At 39.1% G+C, this 23887-nt stretch carries 27 protein-coding genes, 1 pseudogene and 1 riboswitch; of the genes and pseudogenes, 7 read left to right on the top strand and 21 right to left on the bottom strand.

From position 1 onward, the window contains the following. Positions 1 to 183: 183 nt before the first annotated feature. On the bottom strand, positions 184 to 405 hold the full coding sequence (locus tag IRB79_RS05300) for a hypothetical protein (protein WP_243507143.1): 222 nt from the start codon (positions 403 to 405) through the stop codon (positions 184 to 186). 280 nt (positions 406 to 685) lie between these two features. On the opposite strand from IRB79_RS05300, the gene IRB79_RS05295 reads away from it, so the two are divergent. The 4 genes from IRB79_RS05295 to IRB79_RS05280 all read left to right on the top strand — a co-directional run bounded on the left by IRB79_RS05295 (position 686) and on the right by IRB79_RS05280 (position 4138). Next, entirely contained in the window at positions 686 to 871 is a 186-nt protein-coding gene (locus IRB79_RS05295) for a hypothetical protein (RefSeq protein ID WP_243507141.1), read from the top strand. A gap of 33 nt (positions 872 to 904) precedes the next feature. Next, the gene (locus tag IRB79_RS05290) at positions 905 to 1546 is read left to right on the top strand and encodes a pyridoxamine 5'-phosphate oxidase family protein (RefSeq protein ID WP_243507139.1); all 642 of its coding nucleotides are present in this window, start codon (positions 905 to 907) and stop codon (positions 1544 to 1546) included. Between the two features lie 175 nt (positions 1547 to 1721). After that, the gene (locus tag IRB79_RS05285) at positions 1722 to 3284 is read left to right on the top strand and encodes a histidine kinase N-terminal 7TM domain-containing diguanylate cyclase (protein WP_243507138.1); all 1563 of its coding nucleotides are present in this window, start codon (positions 1722 to 1724) and stop codon (positions 3282 to 3284) included. A gap of 29 nt (positions 3285 to 3313) precedes the next feature. Further along, the gene (locus IRB79_RS05280; RefSeq protein ID WP_243507137.1) at positions 3314 to 4138 is read left to right on the top strand and encodes an MBL fold metallo-hydrolase; all 825 of its coding nucleotides are present in this window, start codon (positions 3314 to 3316) and stop codon (positions 4136 to 4138) included. A gap of 93 nt (positions 4139 to 4231) precedes the next feature. Here the strand turns inward: IRB79_RS05280 and IRB79_RS05275 are convergent, their stop codons facing one another. Beyond that, positions 4232 to 4891: an NAD(P)H-binding protein gene (locus tag IRB79_RS05275; protein WP_243507136.1), complete on the bottom strand. Its 660-nt coding sequence runs from the start codon at positions 4889 to 4891 to the stop codon at positions 4232 to 4234. Positions 4892 to 4947: 56 nt separating this feature from the next. Next, entirely contained in the window at positions 4948 to 5139 is a 192-nt protein-coding gene (locus IRB79_RS05270) for a hypothetical protein (protein WP_243507135.1), read from the bottom strand. Between the two features lie 213 nt (positions 5140 to 5352). On the opposite strand from IRB79_RS05270, the gene IRB79_RS05265 reads away from it, so the two are divergent. Next, on the top strand, positions 5353 to 5841 hold the full coding sequence (locus IRB79_RS05265; protein ID WP_243507134.1) for a pyridoxamine 5'-phosphate oxidase family protein: 489 nt from the start codon (positions 5353 to 5355) through the stop codon (positions 5839 to 5841). A gap of 209 nt (positions 5842 to 6050) precedes the next feature. Here the strand turns inward: IRB79_RS05265 and IRB79_RS05260 are convergent, their stop codons facing one another. The 3 genes and pseudogenes from IRB79_RS05260 to IRB79_RS05250 form a co-directional block, all read right to left on the bottom strand. Then, positions 6051 to 6536, bottom strand: coding sequence for a DinB family protein (locus tag IRB79_RS05260; protein WP_243507133.1), 486 nt, complete (start codon positions 6534 to 6536; stop codon positions 6051 to 6053). Positions 6537 to 6605: 69 nt separating this feature from the next. Next, positions 6606 to 6719, bottom strand: a pseudogene (locus tag IRB79_RS05255) (aminoglycoside phosphotransferase); the annotation flags it as partial. 4 nt (positions 6720 to 6723) lie between these two features. Next, a complete protein-coding gene (locus IRB79_RS05250) occupies positions 6724 to 6933 on the bottom strand; it encodes a cyclase (protein WP_243507131.1) in 210 nt (69 codons plus the stop codon). Positions 6934 to 8201: 1268 nt separating this feature from the next. Between IRB79_RS05250 and IRB79_RS05245 the strand changes: the two genes are divergently transcribed. Continuing rightward, positions 8202 to 9341 carry a Ger(x)C family spore germination protein gene (locus IRB79_RS05245; protein ID WP_279401064.1) on the top strand — a complete coding sequence of 380 codons (1140 nt, stop codon included), beginning with the start codon at positions 8202 to 8204 and terminating at the stop codon, positions 9339 to 9341. Positions 9342 to 9698: 357 nt separating this feature from the next. On the opposite strand, the gene IRB79_RS05240 is transcribed toward IRB79_RS05245, so the two are convergent. Both IRB79_RS05240 and IRB79_RS05235 read right to left on the bottom strand, forming a co-directional pair. After that, entirely contained in the window at positions 9699 to 10163 is a 465-nt protein-coding gene (locus tag IRB79_RS05240; RefSeq protein ID WP_243507129.1) for a DinB family protein, read from the bottom strand. Between the two features lie 324 nt (positions 10164 to 10487). Then, the gene (locus tag IRB79_RS05235) at positions 10488 to 11420 is read right to left on the bottom strand and encodes a D-2-hydroxyacid dehydrogenase (RefSeq protein WP_243507128.1); all 933 of its coding nucleotides are present in this window, start codon (positions 11418 to 11420) and stop codon (positions 10488 to 10490) included. Positions 11421 to 11616: 196 nt separating this feature from the next. Between IRB79_RS05235 and IRB79_RS05230 the strand changes: the two genes are divergently transcribed. Then, a complete protein-coding gene (locus IRB79_RS05230; RefSeq protein ID WP_243507127.1) occupies positions 11617 to 13029 on the top strand; it encodes a PQQ-dependent sugar dehydrogenase in 1413 nt (470 codons plus the stop codon). 83 nt (positions 13030 to 13112) lie between these two features. On the opposite strand, the gene IRB79_RS05225 is transcribed toward IRB79_RS05230, so the two are convergent. The 13 genes from IRB79_RS05225 to IRB79_RS05165 form a co-directional block, all read right to left on the bottom strand. Further along, the gene (locus IRB79_RS05225) at positions 13113 to 13673 is read right to left on the bottom strand and encodes a hypothetical protein (RefSeq protein ID WP_243507126.1); all 561 of its coding nucleotides are present in this window, start codon (positions 13671 to 13673) and stop codon (positions 13113 to 13115) included. Between the two features lie 182 nt (positions 13674 to 13855). After that, a complete protein-coding gene (locus IRB79_RS05220; RefSeq protein WP_243507125.1) occupies positions 13856 to 14233 on the bottom strand; it encodes a cupredoxin domain-containing protein in 378 nt (125 codons plus the stop codon). A gap of 186 nt (positions 14234 to 14419) precedes the next feature. Further along, positions 14420 to 15310: a mechanosensitive ion channel family protein gene (locus IRB79_RS05215; protein ID WP_243507124.1), complete on the bottom strand. Its 891-nt coding sequence runs from the start codon at positions 15308 to 15310 to the stop codon at positions 14420 to 14422. A 289-nt stretch (positions 15311 to 15599) separates the two neighbouring features. Continuing rightward, the gene (locus IRB79_RS05210) at positions 15600 to 16034 is read right to left on the bottom strand and encodes an anthrone oxygenase family protein (protein WP_243507122.1); all 435 of its coding nucleotides are present in this window, start codon (positions 16032 to 16034) and stop codon (positions 15600 to 15602) included. A 121-nt stretch (positions 16035 to 16155) separates the two neighbouring features. Further along, the gene (locus IRB79_RS05205) at positions 16156 to 16572 is read right to left on the bottom strand and encodes an NUDIX hydrolase (RefSeq protein WP_243507121.1); all 417 of its coding nucleotides are present in this window, start codon (positions 16570 to 16572) and stop codon (positions 16156 to 16158) included. Positions 16573 to 16750: 178 nt separating this feature from the next. Further along, a complete protein-coding gene (locus tag IRB79_RS05200) occupies positions 16751 to 17266 on the bottom strand; it encodes a DinB family protein (protein ID WP_243507119.1) in 516 nt (171 codons plus the stop codon). A 217-nt stretch (positions 17267 to 17483) separates the two neighbouring features. Next, positions 17484 to 17942: a 2-thiouracil desulfurase family protein gene (locus tag IRB79_RS05195; protein WP_243507118.1), complete on the bottom strand. Its 459-nt coding sequence runs from the start codon at positions 17940 to 17942 to the stop codon at positions 17484 to 17486. Between the two features lie 188 nt (positions 17943 to 18130). Beyond that, on the bottom strand, positions 18131 to 18499 hold the full coding sequence (locus IRB79_RS05190) for a DUF2750 domain-containing protein (protein ID WP_243507116.1): 369 nt from the start codon (positions 18497 to 18499) through the stop codon (positions 18131 to 18133). A 304-nt stretch (positions 18500 to 18803) separates the two neighbouring features. Further along, positions 18804 to 19331: a helicase gene (locus IRB79_RS05185; protein WP_243507114.1), complete on the bottom strand. Its 528-nt coding sequence runs from the start codon at positions 19329 to 19331 to the stop codon at positions 18804 to 18806. A gap of 183 nt (positions 19332 to 19514) precedes the next feature. Next, positions 19515 to 20471: an ATP-grasp domain-containing protein gene (locus IRB79_RS05180; protein ID WP_243507112.1), complete on the bottom strand. Its 957-nt coding sequence runs from the start codon at positions 20469 to 20471 to the stop codon at positions 19515 to 19517. 15 nt (positions 20472 to 20486) lie between these two features. After that, positions 20487 to 21536 carry an LLM class flavin-dependent oxidoreductase gene (locus tag IRB79_RS05175; RefSeq protein ID WP_243507111.1) on the bottom strand — a complete coding sequence of 350 codons (1050 nt, stop codon included), beginning with the start codon at positions 21534 to 21536 and terminating at the stop codon, positions 20487 to 20489. A 109-nt stretch (positions 21537 to 21645) separates the two neighbouring features. Then, positions 21646 to 21749: riboswitch (SAM riboswitch) on the bottom strand. Positions 21750 to 21866: 117 nt separating this feature from the next. Next, positions 21867 to 22865 carry an ABC transporter permease gene (locus IRB79_RS05170; protein ID WP_252217133.1) on the bottom strand — a complete coding sequence of 333 codons (999 nt, stop codon included), beginning with the start codon at positions 22863 to 22865 and terminating at the stop codon, positions 21867 to 21869. Continuing rightward, complete coding sequence (locus IRB79_RS05165; RefSeq protein WP_243507109.1) at positions 22858 to 23784, bottom strand: ABC transporter ATP-binding protein; 927 nt, start codon at positions 23782 to 23784, stop codon at positions 22858 to 22860. Before IRB79_RS05165 ends, IRB79_RS05170 begins: the two co-directional genes overlap by 8 nt. Positions 23785 to 23887: the final 103 nt, after the last annotated feature.

Raw genomic sequence — 23887 nt, 5'->3', positions numbered from 1 at the left:
TTACGATTTTATTGGACGGAAAGTTTCATGGTCAGTTATAAAAACGCCCGGCAAGATGGTCTATTTGCATTACAGAGGGACACGTTCTTTGTCCCGATAAAGTAGCCTGTACAAAAAAAGAAAAAGAGGCATGGCCAGACAGCAGATCTGCCCGACCATACCTCGACTATATTACGGTCTTTGTCAGCTTTCAAAAGCATACAATATAATCTCCATCCCGCTATGTGTCTTGCGCCAATCATAAACGACTAGTACGCTCTTGTCTGTTCTGTTTTCCACTTCAGCCTTAAATCTGTTTTTAACCTCCTCCATAATGATTCTCTTATCCTCATACTTTCCTGAGTTTACTTGTCTTCGATCATCATAAACAATTGCATAGTCTAATAACTTGTTAGAAATATTCATTTACTCCCTCCTTCAAAAATGGATATTTATGTTAAAATATAGTTTACAGCCTTTCTTTATTCTTTAATCTATCCAGAATCTCATGATTTAACTTTATGATATATTCCTGCTCTTTCTTCATTTCGTGCTGTCTATAAGCAAGGAATACGAAAAAACTTAAGCACATGATTACGAATAACAGCCAAAACAAATCCACAAAAAGTCCATTTGCAGCACTCCAGTAAAAAGGTATGGCTATTTTAACACACATGATTTTATAGAAAAGAAGGCGGTGAGAGTTTTGAATAAATCGCAGCGGCTTTTATTAAGTCTATTAGCCATCATTTTGAGTTTTGCCCTATTTGTGATTGGAATATTATTTTCTGAAAAAATGCCTTTCCTGACTGTGCTGGGGATATTGGGGCTTAGCGGGGTTTATTATTTTGTTTTCCGTATTGTCAAAAGATCATCCAAGACAGAACACTAAAGATCCCTATTCCATTAGAAAAAGGTGAAACCTATGAGTTCAAAATATCAAGATATTATAACTACCAGAGAAGAATTTGCGTCTTTTCGGGAGGAAATCGGCCAGCCCAGTGCGCGTGCCGCCAGCAAAGTCATTACTTTCATCGATGAGCATTGCATTGATTTTATTTCCAAATCTCCTTTTTTAACTTTGTCCACTTCAGATTCTGACGGAAAATGTGATGTTTCTCCAAGGGGGGATTCCCCCGGATTTGTGACGGTTCTTGACGAGCAGCATCTTTTTATTCCCGAACGGCCAGGCAATAAAAGAATGGATTCCGCTCATAATATCATAGCAAATCCCAATATTGGACTTCTTTTTCTCATACCCGGGCTTGGAGAAACGCTAAGAATTAATGGCAAAGCTTATATTTGCCGTGATCCTGAGCTCTTAGAGAAGAGCAAGGTAAAAGGCCGAGCTCCCTTATTTGGAATTTTAGTAGAAGCAGAGGAATGCTTTATCCATTGTGCGAAAGCATTGATTCGATCGGGATTATGGAACAGGGAGTCATGGCTTGCGAAAGAAACCCTTCCTTCTGCCCCTGCAATGCTGGCAGCTCATACAAAATTGCCGAATGATACATCCGAACAAGTGGCGAAGGACCTCCAGGATAGTTATAAAAATAGATTGTATTAAGGAAAGCCTCCCTAAACGGGCGGCTGTCCTGACACTCAGCGCTGCTGCACCCAATGAAATGACCTTTTCAGAAACGCAATGAGCCCCATAGCTTATTGAAGAATATAAAGCTAGTTTTATAGAAAAAGGAATTATATAATAGGAGAAAAATATTTTCATTTTGGAGAAAACTCATATGGGGCACGAATTATGGATGTACATCCTCATTCTCACTTTTTCAGGGGCACTCAGCTTATCGCTTTGTTTCTTTGCACACTTTAAACTAAGGAATGCACCGGGTGCCGGACCTTATAAGATCTTAACACTGCTGTCCGCGATTTTTACCTTTTCCTATGCATTCGAACTGACGAGCTCCACTTTAACAGAAATTCAATTCTGGCTGGGCATTGAATATTTGTTCATGCCATTCATTCCTGTTTTCACCTTATTGATGTGTCTGGAATATGCCGGACACAAGCTGAGCAGGCGCCTGTATTTTTCCCTGTTCATCATCCCGATTTTGACCATCTTTATGCATCATACCAATAAGCTCCATCAATTCTACTACTCAGCAATCAGGCTGAGAGAGGATACGCCATTTCCCGTGCTGGATTTGGAATATGGGTTCTGGTTTTATGTGCACGCCATTTTTCTGTTCATGTGCCTGATGTTCAGCATCATCATCCTTCTTCTGCGCTTAAGAAGATCCTTCTGGCGATTCCGGGTGCAAATCCTTTTGATGACCGCCGGACTGGCTGTTCCGATTGTGGCCAACCATTATTATCTGAATGACCTGAGTCCCTACGGCATTGATTTAGGCCCTGTATCCATGAGTATTTCCTTCATTCTTCATGGCATAGCGCTCTTCTCATTCCAGATGTTCAATCTCGCTCCAATAGCAAGGGACACGGTTTTTGAAAGCTTGAAGGAGGGTGTCATCGTTCTCAATCAGAACGGGGCGATCGTGGATTATAACCAGGCGATGCTGCCTGTTATGCCTGACCTGAAGGAATCTGCCATCGGCAAGCCTATTCATGATGTTCTGCATGGAAACAGCATGCTTAGACAAGTTATCTGCTCTGGTAGGAATGGGGATTATGTGTGGGAAAAAGTGGGTGCACAGGTCCATTTCCAAGTACAATTTTCACCCGTCTATTCCCTGAACAAAGACCCAATTGGACGAATTATCTCCCTGGCGGATGTAACTGAAAAAGTAAATATGCAGAAAACCCTTAAACGTTTGGCCAGCATTGATAGTTTAACCCAGATTTATAATCGGGCCTATTTTCTAAGTGAGATGGAAAGCTCACTTAGCACCCTATCTCCAGGTGCGGATGTTTCACTTATTATGTTTGATATTGACCACTTTAAACATGTCAATGATACATATGGCCACGAAGCTGGCGATCTAGTGCTGGTCCAGGTCGCAAGCCTCGTGAAAACCAGCCTTCGAAATCGTGATATCATCGGCAGATATGGCGGGGAAGAATTCATGATTTATTTGCCTGACACGCCTGCACACGAAGCACACCTGCTGATCGAAGCGATCCGCCTGGACATTGCCGGGAGCCCGATCGTGGTGGATGAGAAAACAATTTCAATCACCTCAAGTTTCGGCCTGTCACATACAAAAGTCTCAGCGGATAATCTGGATGGTGCAGCCAAAATCCTATTGAAGCACGCCGACCTCGCACTTTATGATGCAAAAAGGAATGGCAGAAACAATGTACAGCGTTACGGGGAAATACTCCCTGCTTGACCCTGATATCGGGAAAGGAGCTGAATGTTTTGTTTGTTAAGAAGAAGGCATCCACTGGAGAGAAAAACGGTGTTTCCTACCTGAATGGTCAAATTAAGTTTCAGGGTGTTTCATTAAATGTCTATTGCTATTTAACGGATGGAGTCTTAATTGACACGGGCGCCCAGTCCTTACATACATTCTTTGAGCCATTTATGGATGAAGGCGATTTTGACCAGGTCGTGATCACCCATTTTCATGAAGACCATACAGGCTGCGCGGCATATGCTGAAAAAACGAAGAAACTGCCTATCTTTTTAAACGAAAAATCTATCCATTCCTGTGCCAAAAAGGCAGATTACCCTTTATACAGGCAGCTCTTTTGGGGAAGAAGGAAGCCATTCAATGCCCAGGCCATGCCTGACTCGTTTTCATCCCGTAAAGCGCAGTGGGATATCATCGACACCCCCGGCCACGCTTTCGATCATAAAGCCTTCTTAAACAGGGAAACAGGCCAGCTGTTTACTGGCGATTTATTCGTCAGCGAAAAGACCAAGGTCGTTTTAGCCGAAGAAAGCATTCCGGAAATTATCCGCTCATTGGATCGGGTTCTAACTTATGATTTCGAAGATGTGTTCTGCAGCCATGCAGGCTATGTAGAAGATGGGCGCGCAGCACTCCAGCGAAAGCGGGATTATTTGCTGTCCATCCAGGATGACGTATTCGCTCTGCACAAAGAAGGGAATTCAGCCGACACGATCCGGCAAAAGCTTTTTCCGAAAAAATATCCGATCGTCAAATTTTCAGGCGGGGAATGGGATTCACGGCATATTGTCACATCGATATTGGAGGAAAGCAGCACATTCAAGCTTTAAGAATCATAATGATCGGTGAAATAGGTATAAAAAAATAACTTTGACCTTTTTGGCCAAAGTTATTAGTATCTTACTCTATGATGTACCTATTGATTAATCGATATTATTCAGCCCTGCACATTCCCGAATCGCTTTGCCTTCTAACGTAAGAATGCCGTAATCTTTTGTTTTAGCGGAATTGATCATGGCTTCCGCCAATATTTCAGTCGGCAGAGGTTCTTGAGAACGAAGTATTCCAAATTTATTAAAAAGCTGTATGGTTTTCAATCCGGCAACTTCCATTGTTCTATCACTATTTTTTCGTATCAATACTGGCGGTTTGAAGATTGATAGTTTTGGGAACCCTAAAGCCTTTACAGCTTCTTCTAACTGCCCCTTCATCCTTGTATAAAAAAAGAGAGAATCAGGCGAGGAAGAACCTGAAGATACCAACACATAATTACTCACATTGTTTTCTCTGGCAACTTTAGCAAACTGGTATTGATAATCGTAATCAATTTTCCATTGAGCTTCTTTACTTCCCGCAGCTTTAAGAGTAGTTCCCAAAGAAGAAAACAAAACATCGCCCTTCACCAAATGCTTCCATTGTTCTGAGTTGTCAAAGTCAATCACATGCACCTTTAATTTTTCATGCTGGATATGAAGATCACGCCTGACAAAAATATCAACCTGATGAAAAGAATCGTCTTCCAGCAATAAATCCAGCAAGTCCTTACCTGTTGCTCCCGTTGCTCCTATTAATAATGCGTGCATTTTTTTCTCCTTATATTTTATATAGTCTATTTGAAATTATATACCACGTTCGTTCTTTATATGTCATTATCTAAATCACGGTCAAGAAATGAGTCCCTTTCCTTTTTACTCCCATACTTGGCTTCGATAAATTGACCAGCCACAGACTTGTTAATACCATCCCTGACTGCTGCAGAAATGACTATATACAGAATAAATAATCCTGCAATCCAAAGAATGATAGAAAATAAGAATGAACCGAAAACCATTTATATCTCCTCCAAACTTTTAAGCAATTCACTTTCAATCCTCTTCTATTCCTCTTAATACTTATTAGGTATGTAATGCTAATTATTTGACTTCCTTGTTCGATTAACCTGCCTCTATGTTCAAAAAGAAAAAAGCTGCCTTGTTAGGCAACCTGAATAAAAGCTGGTATTAAGGGTAATATACCTCTATAAAACTTTAACGAGGTGATGGAAATGTCTAACATGATGAATCAAGAAGAAATAGAAACATTAAGAGAGTTAATCAAAGACATAGACACGGCCATGCTGACCACGGTAACTGAAGAAGGACTTGTTTCCCGTCCAATGAAAACACAAGAAGTAGAGTTTGATGGTGACTTATGGTTTTTCACTAAAAAAGAGACTAATAAATATGAGGAAATTTTACATGATCAAGATGTTAATGTAGCTTATGCAGGTAAATCCTATGTTTCCGTCCGTGGAAAAGCAGAAATAGTTGAGGACTTAGATAAGAAAAAGGAATTGTGGAGCAAAGTATATGAGGAAATTATGCAAACTTCTTATGATGATCCTAATGTAGTCTTGATAAAAATAAAAGCGGAAGCAGTCGAATATTGGGAAACCGGTAACTTTACGAAGAAAATAGCCTTTCTCTTAAAACGGATGACAGGGCAAAGTTCTAAATCGACAGATGTGAATGAAACGGTTGAATTGAATAAATAACAACAAAAATGGATTGTCTAATTATAGGACAATCCATTTTGCTTTTTTGAGTAATGTTGATCTATTTGTTTCCATATTAATCTCTGGGTTTACTTTATCTGATTTTTAATTAAGTATATTATCTTTTAATTTAAATACTGACTGCATAGACTACCTTTGTCAGTCCTTATCAGACTAACCCTTGCCCCATCGAAATCCTATTAACCCTCTTACTTGTTGTCATTACTCCAACTCTTTTGCAGTTTCCGGACGTATATGATTTGTCCTATATGGTAGGCATTATGCGTGGATAGATTCCCAAGTATTGCCCACCACTTTGCAGCTACAGGGAAACCCTCAATTTCACTTTCTAGTTTATCTTGGGAGAGTAAGTCTTGCCACTGCAGGAGCACCTCTAATAGCTGCTCTTTTAAGTCAGTAAACTTCGTATTTTCCGGTATTATAAAGCTTTCATTATTATTGCGTAAGGATGGAACAGCATCTACGTGAGATTTATGATACCTCTTTTGCCAGGTTTCATTCCAATAGAGAAGATGCTGCACAATTTCAGCGATGCTATTGCTTTCCTCATTAGGTTTCCAAAACGCATCTTCCTCTGATAAGTTTGCAACTGATTCTGAAAACGGAATGTACCAGCTAGGATCATTTGTATTTGCTGACAATTGATCGGCCAAAACATCTATAGCATAAGACATACTCGCCACGCTCCCTTTGACTTTATTTATGTTAATATAACTCCACTCTATTCCATGTTCACGAATGAACTAAAGTTCCTTTTGATAATGTTCAAGATGTCCTTCATCGATCATTTTTTGAAATGCCCTATCTCCTTCTTCGGCTTTCCTTTGACAAAGTCCTTCTACCCGCAGCATAAATAAAATCTCAATTTCGTTTATGTTTCTCATTAATTATTTTCTTGTTAAGTATCCTAACCTCCCCGACCATAAGCAGCCTCATATCTTCTACGATATACTTCGCCAACTCTTCATCAGTAATGTCATCACCATCAAGATCAAGCCGAAAATCCTGTCCTTGCAATCCACCGCCATTAGTAAAATCGATTTCAAAGTCGAAAATAACTCTTTTATCCATTTTAGATCCACCTCATATTAGTTTCGGGTCGATTATATATATATTCTTATTGAATGAAACCATAACCTTTTTGATCTAATCTGCCCCTTTATTTTATAAAGAAAAAAGCCACCGAGTTGGCAGCTGATTTTGAACACAAGCACCCTTTACTTTAAGTACATTCTTTCACAAAGTAGTTCAGATACATCCTGTATTGAATGCATAGTATCCTTGTACTACGCAGCAAATTACTCTGTTATTTTTCGTCTTTTTTATTCAACATAATTCAATTAGTGATTATCATATTACATCCTCACCATTATCAAAACATTTTAAAAGAATTAATTTCACTTTCTAATCAGACTACAACAAAACACAAAGTAAAATAAGGGAAAGTAGAATCAACACTCTACTTTTCCTTTTAAATAAAATACTTTTATTTAGTTCCTAACCGAACACCTGTTGTAACACAACCAGATTGGAATGGATTATCAGTAAATGTAACTTCTCCTTCAAGAACTAATGGGACTCTTATAGTTAAATTTCTATTAATAGGGTCTAGTTCAGTTTCTAGTTTACATGCTCCACAATCAATGAAAGAATCTAAAAGTATGCGACTACTTAAATTGTAGATTAGAGTTAAACAAACTTGTTGAGATAAATTTTCTAGAGTACAAGGCATTTTATCTGCACCTCCTTTCCTAACTAATATTAGGAAATGCAAAAAAGACAAGTTTAGTGCGAGCAAATGTACTAGAACAGAACAAATATGTGATTGCCTGCTGTCCAAAAACATTTTTTCAACCTTTATACAAAGAAATTATTAAGAGTTAGAATTTACTTCTAGCACCAACCGGGATATCAGTATCAGATGGTGTATAGGCTTTTAACTTGGTATGTGAATTAGTATTCGAATTAGTGCAACCAGTAACAAATAAAAAAACGATGCAAGTTACTATACACAAATGTCTCAGGATAAGCCCTACCCTTTTTTACGATAATTATTGGTATAAGGTTTCTTCTTCAACTACCCTGCCCCTTTAGCACAGAAAGCTGTAGCCCTTGATCTGCTAAACCTTTATATAGAAGCCAGCCCCCTAAAGCATCTACTTTCATCTTAATAACTAAAACTTCCTTAATTCAGGAATTCCCTTATTACGAATATTCTCCCACACAAAGATTAATACTAATTTTGTATTCATATTTGGATTATTTCCCGTAGTATGTATTTCCATCTAAATCAGTACTCAAAAGAAAAAGCTATTCACTAAGTGATACTGTTGGGAAAGATGGGATTTGCTATTACCTTTTTATATATTCAGTTGGAATTCGCTGCTGTCATAATTGCCAATAGTAAAGGTGAAATAGAAATGAAAAAGCTTATACTAATATGCCTGTCCTTGCTGCTTTCAGGGTGTGTGGAAAAAGAAATCATTGATGATATAAATATTGAAGTAGGAGTCGGCTACGATTTAGCAGAGGATGAGAAAGATAAGTATAGAGGAACTGTATTATTCCAGGAATTCCAGCCTGATCAAAGTGTAATTAACAAGACATTTTCTGGAAGTGGAAAACTTAGGCAGGACATACGTCTAGATGTTTCTAAACAAACATCAGAACCAGTAGTCTCTGGTGGATTAAAGCTGGCTGTATTCGGACCTGAAATTTCCACAAAAGGAATTTATGACTTAATAGATTCTTTTCAGAGAGATGCAAGTATGGGGGCGCGCGTATTTGTTGCAACCGCAGAGGGAAAAACAGAAGAATTGTTAAATGGCGAGTATGGAAGCCGGGGAAACGCTACGTATATCTCTAATCTTATTCAACATAATATTGAACATCGCGATATTCCAATAACCAATTTGCATATTTTTTCCCGTGATTACTATCAGGATGGTAAGGATCCCTTCCTGCCCCGCCTAAAGAAAGCCGGGAATGATAAGGTGAAGATAGTTGGAATTAGTCTCTTCCAAAAGGATAAAGAAGTGGCCATCCTCCCTGTAAAGGACCTGTTCTATTTTAAATTGCTGGTAGATAAATATAGCGAAGGAAACTTTGATGTTAAGTTAAAAAAGGGAGATCGAGCTGCTGTAAAGAGCATAAAATCAAAAAATAAAATCAAAATGACTGATAATCACGCTGCCATAACCATTAATCTCGAAGGAATTATTCGTGAGTTTACGGGAGATATTTTAACCCCACAGATTGTTGGAGAGATTGAAAAGAACCTGGAGAAAAAAATTGAACAGGAATGCTTAAGATTATTAATACAATTTCAGGATCTCGGAATAGACCCTGTTGGCCTGGGTCAAAAGAAAAAAAACCGGAATCGGAACTTTGACTTTAAAAAGTGGGAAGACGATTACAAAATGTTAGGCTTTGATGTTAACTGCAATGTAGTAATAGAAGAAACAGGCGTTCTTGAATAAAAGCGGGCCATAATAGTCCGTATTCCCAGCTTATTAGGTTAAAAAAATGGTTTCGCAGAAAAGATAGAAATAAAATTGAAATGTTCCTTTAGAAAAGCGGCTAGCTTCCTTCATCCGTAAATTATCCTTCAATAAACCTGCCACTTTAATTTAGCACACCTTTGTTAAGTACTTTTTTAACAAACTTAGCTCTATTAGTGGTAACGTCAGGAAAGTGCGATTTACAATGATAAGGGAATACTAAAAAGCCCAACTTCCCCGTAATTCAAAGAAAAATTGAGCTTTTTCATTTTTTCATTAAAGCACCCGATCGTTGAACTTTCAAGACTTAAAAAGGTAAGCAGTTGGCTCCATGCATCACCAAGAAGGGGGAGGCCATGCTCCAATTAATTGCCGAATCAGTGCTACCTGTCCGGTATGATAACTGTTGTGTGCCATAAGCGTGGCTAAAAGGTCACCACGCGTCCTTTCCAATCCCGCGTCTCTTTGTTCCTTTAAATCTTTTTTTGCTTCGTTTTCAGCTTCCATTAGCCCCTTACTGAATTGTAAAACAGTGTCACTCCACTCGGTTTCATTTGACGGAGCTGTTTCCGCGGGCCAAGAGTCTTCGTCATGCTCTGGATGATTGGGCACGCCGCCATTAAGGTAGACAAGATAGAAATCCTGCCAAAAAATCATATGGTTTATAATCTGCCATACTGAATATGGACAGTTTGCGGGTTTAACGCCAGCCATCTCCCACCGTAAACCCTCAAACACCTCCAAGGGGTCAACATGAGCATTTTCCCCATGTAACCCGGTTTCAAAGAAATAAGATGACATAAGCATTCCCTCACTTTTAGAAAATTAAACGAACTTTTTTCACCCAACAAGATGAGAATCCCGAAGAACAACTTTTTATTCAGAGAAAGTCAGTTTCATAGTCATCTCCTACTTTAGAATTCAACAAAACTAATAAACAAATCATCTTTTTAAGATTCTGCCTTTTTATAATAAATCCTGCTATTTCATATTCAACAATCTGGCCCTTTTCATAAAGAAAGACGCTATCCATATTTCAAAAAAGCGCCTGTTTGCTTAACACTAACCTTTAAACAATTTTCCCTAGCCATGAATACGTCCCCACCGAAGATCTTTGCTTATCTATTAATACCCCTTCAGAAAATCCACCCTATTAGGTATAGCATCATTATTTTCGATTCTCTTCAATGTATCCAAAAAGCAAGCGATCGCTTCATTTAGCTCTGTCACTGCTGATATATGAGGAGTGATGATGATATCGTCTCTTCCCCATAGCCCGGAAGTCTCTGGCAGCGGTTCTGTTTCAAGAACATCTAACACAGCAAAACGGACCTTTCTGAAATTGAGCGCTTCAATAAGCGCTTGCTCGTCCACTGTATGGCCTCTGCCGACATTAATAAAGGCAGCTCCGTTTAAATGGCTGAAAAACGTACGATCAAATAGCTTACTCGTTTCTTTTGTCAAAGGCAATGTGCTGATAATCCAATCTGCCTGTGCAGCCAGTGTGCCTGCAGAGCTGGTTTTCGCGACCTTATGAAAATACTCCTTTTGCCTGCCGCTTTGCGAGACGCCGTAAACGGTGGCTCCAAGACTTGAAAAAACCTTCGCAGCCTCCTGCCCAATCTCCCCTGTACCAAAGATAACAATCGTTTGATCCTTCACCATTTGCGGAGTTTTTGGAGCCCACCTTTTCTCCCTTTGTTTTCCTTCAAAGTATTGATGAAATTGAAGATCCCTTAATACATAGCTTAAACAATACTCGCTTATTCTCTGTCCAAACGAGCAAACAGTCCTGGTTAGAAGAATATCACGTTCCTTCCATCCTTCAATTTCCAAATAATTGTTTACTCCGGCATTAAAGGAATGTACCCATTTAAGATCGGCAAAGCGGAAGCCGGGACATGGCTTGAAACCGACATAGGCATCCGCCCATGACAAATCCTCTTCTGTAATATCGTCAACCTGCTTAAAACGAAAGCACTGAGATGCTTCAGCTGGCAGCTGTTCTTGAAATTCCTTTTCATAGCTTCCTGCAACCAGTATATTATGTATGATCATTCAACTTCCCCCATCCTGTTGCTCCTTTGTTTTTGTTTACATTCTAGCACGGTAACACACATCCTTCATCTAATAATATTAGACTATCTATAATTGAAGGAGTCTGTTCCAGAGTTCCCCTGACTAACTTAGTACTAATAGCCGGTTCTAATCATATTCTTATAAAAGGAAACAATATGAAGGGGTGGAAAGTCAGTTGATAACAGTCAAGGTTGGTTTACGGCCCATTGCCAGTAAGATAAATTTACCTACTGTTTTGAAAACAGCTATACTTCCAGGTGACTCAAAGGAAAGATTATTTATTGCAACCCAGGTAGGAGAGATCTTTTACATAAGAAACTCAAGCTTAAGGACTTTTTTAGATATTCGCCCCCGAATCCTAAAGCTAGGTGTTTCTGGTGGCGGATATGATGAACGGGGATTGCTGGGACTAGCGTTTCATCCCGAATTTTATTATAACGGTCTGTTTTATCTTCATTATTCAGCAGCCGGGACACAAGGACCAGGTGTTCTTTCTGAATCTTTTAATCCTAACCCGTGTGATCCTGGAACTTTAAACCTCAGGTGGATGAATAGAGAAACACAATATGACCATATTGATACCATTGAAGAATGGATTTTACAATCGAATGGCGGACCCCAAAAACGAAGGACTTTACTTAACTTAAGAAGGCCATTTTCAAATCATAACGGAGTCAATAGTTTAAACTTTTCACCAGAAACAGGAAAACTTGTTTTAACAACCGGAGATGGCGGATCAGGCCATGATCCATTTAACTTAAGCCAGGATGATCTCGAAATTGCTGGTAAAATAATTGAAATGGATGTAGATAAGAATACTTATATCATTAATCCCCCCATTGCCACGCGCTTTAATGAACTTCCCGCAGCGATTCAGGAAACCCTAACAGTAATGGCCAAAGGGGTTCGCAATATTCCAGGCATTTCATTTCAAAGGTTTTATAATCAGTATATTAAATATGCAGGGAATGTCGGCCAGGATTTGGTCGAATCGATTTTTTCATTCGTTCATTATAAACCCATACCGGTTACTCAGCTTGTTCAAGCTTCTTTCATGAATTCAGAACCTGACATGGAAGGATTTATAAACTTTGGCTGGCGAGGCTGGGAAGGTGATTTTCCTGCATCGATTATAAGAGGCTGCACCAATAATGGGACTTTGGATGAGAAGACAATTGCTTATTACAATGAAGCAGCAGCACTTTCAGCGAGTCGTCTCCGGCCTTTAACCAGTTATTTTCATAAAGACTCTAGACCAGATAAGTTTGGAGGAACTGCACTTACAGGAGTGCAAGCCTATATGGGGAAAAGAATCCCTGGTTTAACAGGAAGCGTTGTGTTTACCGATCTTGCCCGGAAAGAATCGCAGCCTCAGGTTAGAGGGGCTTTAGCCTATACCACCATAAGACCAAATGGTGAACAAAATGAATTTAGTGTGATACAAACCGATTATGATTTTGGATCTCAATCAGCCTATTATGTTAATTTGGGAACGAATCTGAAACAGACCAGATTATATTTAGGGGTTTATGGATCTATGAAAGTGACTGATTTTAACCAAGGCACTGTTTTTGAAATAGTTCCATGAATCATAACTATAGAATTCTGCTTAATCCTGATAAATCTCTTACATGGATTGAATCGGAAATAAAACCACGAGGTGGAGAATCACTAAATGATAATCATTTTTAATCTTATAATCATGATTAAAGCAACTTCAACCCATAACCAGCTATAAAGGAAAACAAATAAAAAAATACTTCCCGCTGTAAGAAATGAAAAGGATACAGAGACGGCTGGACCTAAAACTGGAAAGTGAAAAAAAAATATTAAACTCATAATTCCTAACATTAAAAGGATTGTACCAGCAGCAATAACACTTAACCTCTTCCTGAAAAAGGAAAAAGAAGCCCCAATGCCAAGCCCTAACAAGCCTGTTGTAAAAGGAAATATAATTAGTTCAGATGGCTGCAGGATAAATAACAACATAATTGTCAGAGAATAGGACATTACTCCAAATGGAATGGAAAACATGGAACATAACATAATAGGTGCAGTGGCAAGCGGACTTAAAAAATATCCTATACCTGGTAAAAAGCCGCCAGCAGCCTGTAGAATAGCAGCAATACAAGTAAAAATAGACACTAAAATGAGCTTCATTGTTTTTTTATATTTATTGAATATTTCCTGAAATAGACGAACCTCATCAGAAATAGGTTTAAAAAAATACACCTATTCACCTCCTTCTATATTGGTTTAAGCGTTACTATACATTATATTTACCATTTATTAGAGGTGAACGATTTTTTATAATCCATTTACAGAGGAAAGTTAGCTGCAGTGTTGCTATCTGGGTAATAATAAATAAATTTCCTTCAACCATAAAAAAACAAGGGCCTTAATGGCCCCGGTTATTATTTGACTATTACGTTTCCAACCATTCCTTCCTGGAAATGGTACCGGCATATAAGCTCATATGTACCGGGCTGATTCGGTTTCACGGAAATGTTTGTTTCTTTTCCTGGCTGGATCTCGGCGTCAATTCCGAGCTTTTCCACTGTGAAGGTGTGCTCTTTCTTACCTTTATTTTTCAATATTAACGTTGTGGTTGTTCCTTTCGGAATAGTGATGACTTTCGGATTAAAGTAATCATCGTTCAGCTCGACCTCAATCGATTTCACCTTAGTTCCAACACCGGATTCGGCAAATACACCGAATGAGCCTAGAGTTGACAGCACCACAACCATTGCAAGCACAACGACTAATCCTGTTACCCGCTTTTTCACAGACATTCGCAATCCCTCCTTTCCTAAACACTAGTTTTATCTGATTCACAAAATATTATCACCATAAATTTTGTTCCAAAGTGCTATCTGAAACAGTGAATAGACAAGCTGCCGATCTGCAAATCCACATTCTAAATAATTTGCTGCCACTCCTCATAAACCGCCAGGCTCTCGAATCAGCTAGTTTTTCCTTTACGTGCTGGGTGAAGGCTGCTCAAGAATCTCCTGTAAATTTTCAGTTTGAACGAACATGTTCGCGGTTGGCATTTGTACTTGATTCTTATGGAATAAAGACATTAGTTCAAATCTTACCTGCCTGGAAGATTCAAAATACTCTTCAGGCTTAACCAAGCCTACAATACAAAATTCGTACCCAACATGTTTAAGGTTTGGATTTAAGTCTGTAATCCCAATATATTGAAAAGGTTCAGCAGCCTCGCCCCCTTGCCTATACAGGCTATGAACTAATTTTTCATTGCACATAACACTTGCTTTCTCTAACAATTCCTTTATTCTTGCTGGATCTTCCTGATAACTTACCGTAATCCGTTCAATAACCCGCATCCAGCCTTTATTAAAATTTTGTATCGCTCTAATCTCTCCATGCGGGATGGTAAGGAGCTTTCCCGACCATTCACGAATTTGCATAAAGCGTATACTTATCTCTTCAATGGTACCTGAACTTGTCCCGTTGAAAGTAACAAAATCGCCGACACGAAACTCTTTGTCCGTTAATCTTGCGAACCCTAAAATAACGTCTTTTAACATCTGCTGTGCAGCAAAACCGATGACAACACCGGCAATCCCTGCACCTGCAAGAATACCTTTTATATCTACAAACTGACTAATTAGGTAAATAACAAGGCTAATCGCAATTCCATATCTAAAAATGGATCGAGTTACACCTTGTATCGTCTGTTCTACCTCTTCATCAAAAAAATTAGACTTCTTAAAGAACCAATTTATAATACGGTTTATGACAATTGAAAAGGTAATGAGAACCAAAGCAAATAGAGTAAATCTTAAAAGTAAAAACTTCCTTATATAATCAAAAAATTCCTCAGTAAAAGTTAATAGGTCCATCCATCCACTCCCTAAAAAGGAAAATTTCCAGGATCATCTGTTACCTTGTCTTACATATTGTTTCCTTAACTATGAATTTTCATTATCATTCCCAGTTCATCTTCAACAATTGGGTCCAAATAAAAAGACACGTCCTGTGGAAACGTGACCGTTTGTTAATAAAACAGTTTAAGGTTACTCACTGTTAGCGCAAAAATCCCTGCTGAATATATCCTCTACTTATTTTTCAAATGAGACACACCTTCTTACTGCTTAATTACCCTGACCCGTTTGCTCAAAGCATATATAATTAAATCCTAACTGATAAACAAAGTAACACGAAGCCAATAAGAAGTAACCAAGAACGAATAGATTGATAGAACATCCATCGTTTTCTTATCTCCTTCCAATCAATTGGCGGATTGTCTGCATCCCACTGTTTGATTGCCTTGTTAATAGGAACGTTAAATCTAATAGTTATTATTGTTGCTAAAATGAACATTCCAGCAGAAGAAAAACGGCTTGCAAGCCCGATAATTCCAGGTTCTTTCGTAAATACTGCGAAAGACAAGGTTAGAATTACACTTACAGGCATTAATATAGGCATAATAAGTCCAAATGTTTTCAGCGAACCTTGTTCAAAGTATATATGCTGCTTTTGAGGTAAATGACGGATAACGGGATGTACTAAAGCGTATGAAGTAAACTCAGCACAAGCTGTAAAACCCGCTATCATACTTATCATACAAGTATTGAACAGTTTTTTAATTTTTTAACCAACCTGCCCCGTTAGTCGAACAAGAAAAATGGCTGCTGTTAGCAGTCTTTATTTAACTAACAGTACCCATTAGTTGAAAAAGATTTTATTAACATTCACCTTGAAAAATATAAGGTGTAGAGGATTTTAATAAGTCCTCTACTCCACCTGGGTGGTAAGGCATTAAGTTATTAGCAGTATTTATGTCTACCCATTTTATTTCTGCAATTTCGTTCTTATCTTTAATTGTAATTTCTCCGTCAATAACTTTTGCCCCAAATGTAATCATTAAACCGTGATGACCGTGTTTAGAAAAGAACGCTTCATTAACTGCAATAATATTTTCTATTTCAACTACTAAACCAGTTTCTTCTTTTGTTTCTCGGATAACTGCCTGTTCTAACGTTTCACCTTTTTCAACTGCCCCACCTGGTAGAGACCAAGTTGAATGTCGATTATTAACCATTAATACTTTCTCTGTTATTTCTTCATAAATAAACGCATATACAACGTCTACTCTCTTCACAATTAACCCCTCTTCCCATTATTCAAATAAATTTTTACATTTTTGCTTTCTTTACTAATCTGCCCCCTTAGCACAATAAGAAAAGCCGCCTAAGATGGCAGCTGGATTTAATCGGTTATTATGGTCTTTGTATAATAATGAATTGATTAATTTCTATTTTCAATAGTGGCTCTAGAATTTAATCAAATAAAGTTTGTCTTGGTTCAGCCATTCCAAATTGTGCCCATTCTTCTTTTGAGGGTCCGTAAATCCCTGGAACAATAAGTCCTGCTTGTCTCATTAGAATAGTCATTTGTCCTCGGTGGTGGGTTTGATGTTGGTTTAAAAATAATAACAGACTTCCCTTTGTCATTTTTATGCCAAAGAAATCAATTTTTTCTAATAGGGTCTGATCAGTCCATTGAGTTTCCAAAGCCTCAACAAAGTTATAAGAAGAATTAATATAGCTTTCAGCAATGAAATTAGCCGAAGATGGAACAGACCAATCTTCATCAGGAGCTTCAAACCTTAAACCTGCCTGCGAACTAATCACTTTTATAGCAGTAACCGTATGCCACGCAATACGTCCTAAAGACCATTGATTTGGAGTGACTTCATGTTTTAATGATTCATCTGTGAGATTATTAAGAATCCTGTTTGTAGCCCCAGCCTCAAATTCCCAGGATTTTAAAAAGTCGCTTAAGCTATGATACATCTTCAGACTCCTCTCAATTTATACTCATATTAAAATTCTCCCTTTTAATAAAATTACCTTCCCTGTTTTTCATTAAGGCTGCACCCCAGAAACTTGGAATTTCCAATCCTGATTTAATTTTCCTTTTGGGTAATATCTCTTCTAGTTATTTTACTAACCTGAAAAAAGCTGCGCGATTAGCAGCTGATCTTGAACATAAGTACCCGTAAATTGATTACTAAAAGAAATTTTCAGCAAATTGTTCTTCTGAAATTACTTGTAAACCATTTCTTTTAAGTAAAGCTGAAGTAACTCCGTTTCCAACAATTTTGTTACCCTTAAATTCACCGTTATAAATCATTGAACTACCACAAGATGGGCTATTCTCCTTGAGAACAACTATTGTTGCGTTAATTTTTTTAGCTTTTTCTAAAGTTGCATAAGCTCCTTTTATGTAAAGTTCGGTTACGTCATTACCAGATTTCTCAACCACTTTAGCCTTTCCATCCAGTACATCTTCTCCGTCTCCGCCTACTATTTCAGCAGGTTCCCTTGGGGTTGAAAACCCACCAAGCATTTCGGGACAGACCGTAACAGCTTTATTCTCTCCAACTAAATTACTAATCTTGTTATCTAAGCTATGTGTACCGTTATACCTAACTTCTAATCCAGCTAAACAAGAACTGACCAAAATCATTAACTGCCACACACCTCTCAAAGAAATCCATACATTACTGGTTAATGGTGTCGCTTCTTATTGCTCCTCTTGCACCCATTAGTTATATAACATACTCAATTTCTACAAAAGAACTGAACTCACTTATGTTAGGATTCTCCGTTACTAGTCTAAATACACTTTCCTATTTAATGTGAGCATTTTTCTTGCTATAAATTGCGAAGCATTTCTTTTATTTCTTCACGTTTTTGAATGGTTGTATCGTTTTCATTAGGGAAAATCGCTGCAGCACCACCGTCATGTTCAATATCAACTAATAACTCGTCTAAAAAATTTGAAAGTGGAATGTTAAACGCTTCGTATGACTCATCTAAATTGGCAGCCTTCATTTCAGCAAAGCTTCTGCTTGGCCATACAGGCAGCAAAAATTCATATTCCCCATCATCTTCTAAGAGAAATAGGTCGCCATTCTCGTCGCGCAGCAGCCACACCTGTTCATCCGTTGTAACCATACCATAAAAATATGCAAGCCGCTTTTCAGCAGGGCGGTTTAAAATAAATCGTTTAATTAATTTCATATAGGTCATTCCTTTACGATAATTATGTAAAAATATATCAAATTATATAGAAAGTTGCTACTTTATTTCATTTCCTGGTTAATAGTGATCATCCTTACGGTTACAATGCAAAATCCAGTCATCATTAATTAACCAATACCTTATTATCTAGCCTCCCCCTTTAGTTTAAAAAGAAAATAGTTGCCTGATTTCTTCTTCAATCAATTCCTTGTTAAACAGAAAAAAAACTCCTGGTTTGAAAGCTGATCTCTTTAGTTAAATAAAAAAGGCAAGTCTTCACTTAATCTCTCTCTTTTCATAATTTTTATAGTTTGATAAAGATAAAGCGGTCTTCAGGGTTCCAAACGTGCAGATGGTCCGCTATGTATCCGCGCAGCCATAAAACGCCATTAATTCGTCTAAGATAAAAACCTTTCGGAAAATCATCATCTTCAGTTAGGATCTCCGATGCTATTGTGACAGAGCCAGGTGGAGCTTCTTGCTGCTGCTTTGCGGTATTCCCCGAAAAACCTTCAGGCTGGTCCAGATATTTCAGTCTCAGGTGAGGACCCAGCTCATGCGGACATAATTCCAAACCAAGGCTTCTCGCTCTTTTAAAAAGCTGTTCTGTAGTAGCTCCATCATGAAAACCAAGGTTCATAACGGTTAGCTCAACTGTCTTCAGGCTGGACACCCTATCAGAAGTCGTAAATCTATCATCGGCAAACAGTCTTTCGCCATACTCATTCATCAAGATGGAGTATTGCTGCAGTTTTTGATGAAGCTGCGATTTCGTAAGTCCGCCAACTTCTACTGTTCTAGTAATAAATGGATCATCTGGGTATATTTGCATTTGCAGTCACTCCAATACTTAGAGTTATTAACCTCTATTTATTTGACTTCCCCGTTCAATTAACCTGCCCCAATTGTTATAAAAAAAAAATCGGCTGTAATTTGCAGCCGATCCTGAAGTATTTTGGTACCTCCGAATTCAATTTATAATCCAAAAGGACCTGCTGAGGCAAGTCCCCACAACTTAAGCCGTTACCGATACAGCGTATTTTTCTTCCAATGTCTTCTTTAAGAATGAAGCTAACTCGAGCATTCCATATTTTCCAGCTTTCGCTTCTGCATCAGAATTATAGTTTGTGTTTGTATTAATATCATAAGTGTAAATATTACCTTCAGCATTTCTGATAAATTCGATTCCAGCGACTTGAATATGATTCCTGGCCAGAACCTCTTTGTATTTTTCTAAAATTTCGTCCTCAAAATCTTCAATGATCTGGAATTTAGGCTTCTCTTCAACCTCTTCTCCTACCGGGCAGAATAAGTCGCCAATCTGGCATGCGTCCGCCGGGCAAAGTTCAAATCCTTCCGAAGTATCAACCCTGACGGAATAAACAAAGTTGCCCCCTACAAACTCACAGCGGGTGATATAGCTTTCAGGAGATTGAATGTATTCCTGAATAAGAGTAATACCATCAACAGGCTCTTCGAAGGAAGGTCCCTCCACATAAGCTTTTAAAGCTTCAATACTATGGAATAATTGAACACCCAGGCCTTTACCGGCTCGGTTATGTTTCGTGATAAACGGCTTTCCTGCAAATTCTTCAGCTGCATTAATAATATTTTGTTTTCCCACCGCTGCAATCGTTTTTGGAGTCCTGACACCAGATTTGTTTAACTCCAAGTATTGTAAGACCTTACTAACTTCCAGCTTGAGAGCGCTCGTTCCATTTAACACTGTACGGCCATGTGCTTCTAGCCAGGCCAATACTTGTCCGGAAAATTCAGCTGCAAAACGATGATCACGAGTATGAGAAGAAGCACTCATCCGGCTATAGAAGATTCCTTCTGGCGGTTCTGCAGATAAATCTAACGTCCCTTCGTCTAAATGCCATTCTTCATAAGGAACACCCAGTTCCTCCAGCCTTTTTGTCAAATGGACTGTCCACTCACTATTTTCATGTATTACATATACCTTGGTCATTATTCCGGCCCCTTTCTAGCTCTTTATTAAACTGCGTTTTTGTTCCACTAATGGCATAACCGTCTTTGCGAAGCGTTCCATTTCCTCCAGTTGAGGTGAAAATTGCAATAATAGCAGGTCTAGTCCAGCTTCTTCATATTGCAGGATTCGATCAGCAATTTGCTCTGGTGTTCCTACTAAGTTTGGCCGCAAACCTCTGTTAGAGACAGAGTAATCCTGCAGCTGAATCTGCTGCTCTAATTGTGATTTTGTCGTGAAGTCCTTAAAGCCTGCGTAACCGCTGGAATCCTTTACGGTCGTGATTTTTTCAAGCTCAGCAAGAGACTCTTCTTCTGTATCACGGCAAATAACATAAGCTGCCATTCCGAAAGAACTGAATGGCGCATTGTTCGTTTGTTCACGCCGTGCCTTCATTTCTCCTATTTTCCGTTCAATCTCTTCAACCGTTCCGCCGTGCATAACATAAGCATCACATTTTTCTGCGATGGTCTGCTTGCCTTTTTCACTTTCACCGCCTGCATAAAGAATCGGGTTAGGTCTTTGAACTGGCTTCGGAGCAAGCTTCGTATCGTTTAAGTCGTAAAATTGGCCAGAATAATTGAAGTTTTCTTCTGTCCATAACCCTTTTAGAACATCAATGAACTCTTCAGTACGGGCGTACCGCTCATCATGTTCTGTAAAAATGCCGCCATATTGACGGGCTTCTTCGGCCCACCAGGCAGAAACAACGTTAAGAGTAAAACGTCCGCTGCTGATTTGATCAATATTGGCTGCCATTTTTGCTGCTACAGCAGGATTATGAAAACCAGGGCGAATCGCGGTCATAATTTCAATTTTTTCCGTCACGGCTGCAAGTGCGGCTGCCGTGGACCATGCTTCAAGAGAATCATGGTCCGGTCCTTTAATATCATTTAAATATAATTCAGCTATTAACGTAGTCGAGTATCCCCATTTTTCAGCCGACTGAATGACGTTTTTAGCATATTCAAAGGTTGGCGGCATCTTTTCGTCATCCACATTTCGCAGCCAGCCTCCAAAAATCGGCAGCCAGAAACCATATTTCATTTTTCTTCTCTCCTCTTGCATTTTAAATATCTACTTTTCGCATAAATTAAGTTGGATTTACAAACAATAAAAAAACTCTCCTCCTAAGAAGAGAGTTTGATAAACCCTCTTCTCATCTTTCAAGCGATACGCTTGCTGGAATTGGCACAGTATTCATCAGAACCTGCTGCCGAGGCTTCAAAGGGCCAGTCCCTCCACCTCTCTGGATAAGAAGAAAAATATTCAACTTTTTAATTATTTAAAGCGATAATAATTTAAATTCATCCAATTGTCAATCAATTATTTCTGAACTCTAAATATTGGTAAGATTAGCCTTGAAAAATGACCCTCTTAATACATATCCTTCTGAGTAAAATTCCAAAACGCCACAGCCAGGCAGGCGGCCGTCCAAACCCCGAGAACGGTCAGCGAAAACGGCAGGGACATCCCTTCAATCGGCGGAGCCTGGCCTTCTAAATAGTTAATCAGATCAAAGTTCAAGTTCACTAAATACTTGGAACTCGTCCAGCTCGAACCGATAGAAGATAGCAGAGTGCCTGCGATTAACACGGCCATCATCGCCCCTATTCCAGTCGCTGTATTTTTGACTAGAACTGATATCATGAGGCTTATGGTTCCAACAACCGCTGTTACTACCCAGGCAAGTCCAACTGACATCAGCAAGTATTCCCACATCGGCAGAGTATGGATGTATTCCGTTGAAAATTCACCAGATGCAGAAGCTTGAAATCCGGTCAAAATTGGGGCGGTCCATCCATCATATCCGAGCACGATTCCTGAAACCCCATAACAAACAATCACGGTTGCCGCCATCAGCATGGAGGTATACAGCAAAACCGTCAGCCATTTAGCCATCAGGATTCTCCATCGTTTAACCGGCCGGGACAGTAATGTTTTGATGGTGCCATCATTATATTCCCCGCTCACAATATCAGCCATTATAATAATAATGAATAAAGGCAGGACAAGTGTGACTCCCTGTGAGAAAAAGATGCGGATAAACGTAGGGGCTCCAGGATAGTTTGGGTTGATATCGTTGTCCAGATAGTACTGCTTTTGCTTCAGATCAAATTCAAGGAACTGTCTGAACTCGTCCTGGATTCCACTCGATGCGAGCCGATTTTGCCGGTCGACAATCTCCTGCTGAAGCTCCACCCGCCAGTCCAGAGTGCCCTGCTTTTCTATTTTCTCCTGTATCTCCCGGTACTGTGCATATGTAAACATCGAGACCAGAATGACTAATATAACGCTGACAACCGCCAGGCGTTTTTTGGAAGCAATTTTCATCACTTCATTACGAATCAGTCCAACCATATTCGGATTAGACAATATGATCGCCTCCTGTCAAACTGATGAATAGGTCCTCCAATGTCTGCACTTTCCTTTCGATCGTCCATACCTCAATACCCGCCTTCATTAAAGCCTCATTCAGAATTGAGGTTTTGCTTTCATCCATAAGAGTGTGTATAGTATGGTCATCGTATAGTTCTGCAGCCTGGACATACTGGGATTCTTGTAAAATAGCAAGTGCACGAGCAGAATCACTGACTCTCCAATCCACACCAGATGACAGTGCACCAACTAAATCGCTTACGCTGCCGACCTTCACGATTTTCCCATGGCTCATAATAGCCACACGATCCGCCAGCAATTCGATTTCACTTAAAATATGACTGGATACGAGCACCGAAAGGCCCGTATCATCGACCAGCTTCCTGATAAATGTTCGAAGGTCTTTTATTCCCATCGGGTCCAAGCCATTCGTAGGCTCATCCAATATAAGCACATCCGGGCGGCCTAACAATGCTTGTGTAATACCAAGACGCTGACGCATTCCTAATGAATAGGTCCGAACCTGATCATCAATTCTAGCGGTCAGATCAACCAGATCAATGACTTCCTGTATCCGTTCTTCATCCACATCAGGCAGCATTCGCGCAAACATCTGCAGGTTTTCGCGGCCGCTCAAATACTTATACAGCTCGGGATTTTCGACGATAGAACCAAGGCGCTGCATCGCCTGAACGAATTGCTTTCTTACATCAAAACCGCAGATGTGAATCTTTCCGGACGTTGGCTTAATGAGCCCGACGAGCATCCGGATCGTGGTGGTTTTCCCGGCGCCATTAGGGCCCAGGAACCCAAATACTTCTCCTGGATAAATTTCAAATGATATATTATCAATAATCGTTTTCTTTCCAATGATTTTCGTTGCATTTTCCAATAGAACTGTCGGCTTTAAGCTCATAGCATCACCCTTTTTCTATTCTAACTAAATCTTCGAACAATGACTCTTTTAAATACTCAATTTGAGAAAAATTTAGATACAATTACATTAGAAGGAGAGGTCA

It is taken from the genome of Cytobacillus oceanisediminis, assembly GCF_022811925.1.
Taxonomy (GTDB): Bacteria; Bacillota; Bacilli; order Bacillales; family Cytobacillaceae; genus Cytobacillus; species Cytobacillus oceanisediminis_D.
The sequence above is the reverse complement of the archived record's forward strand: the minus strand, read 5'-3'. Positions and strand labels throughout refer to the sequence as shown.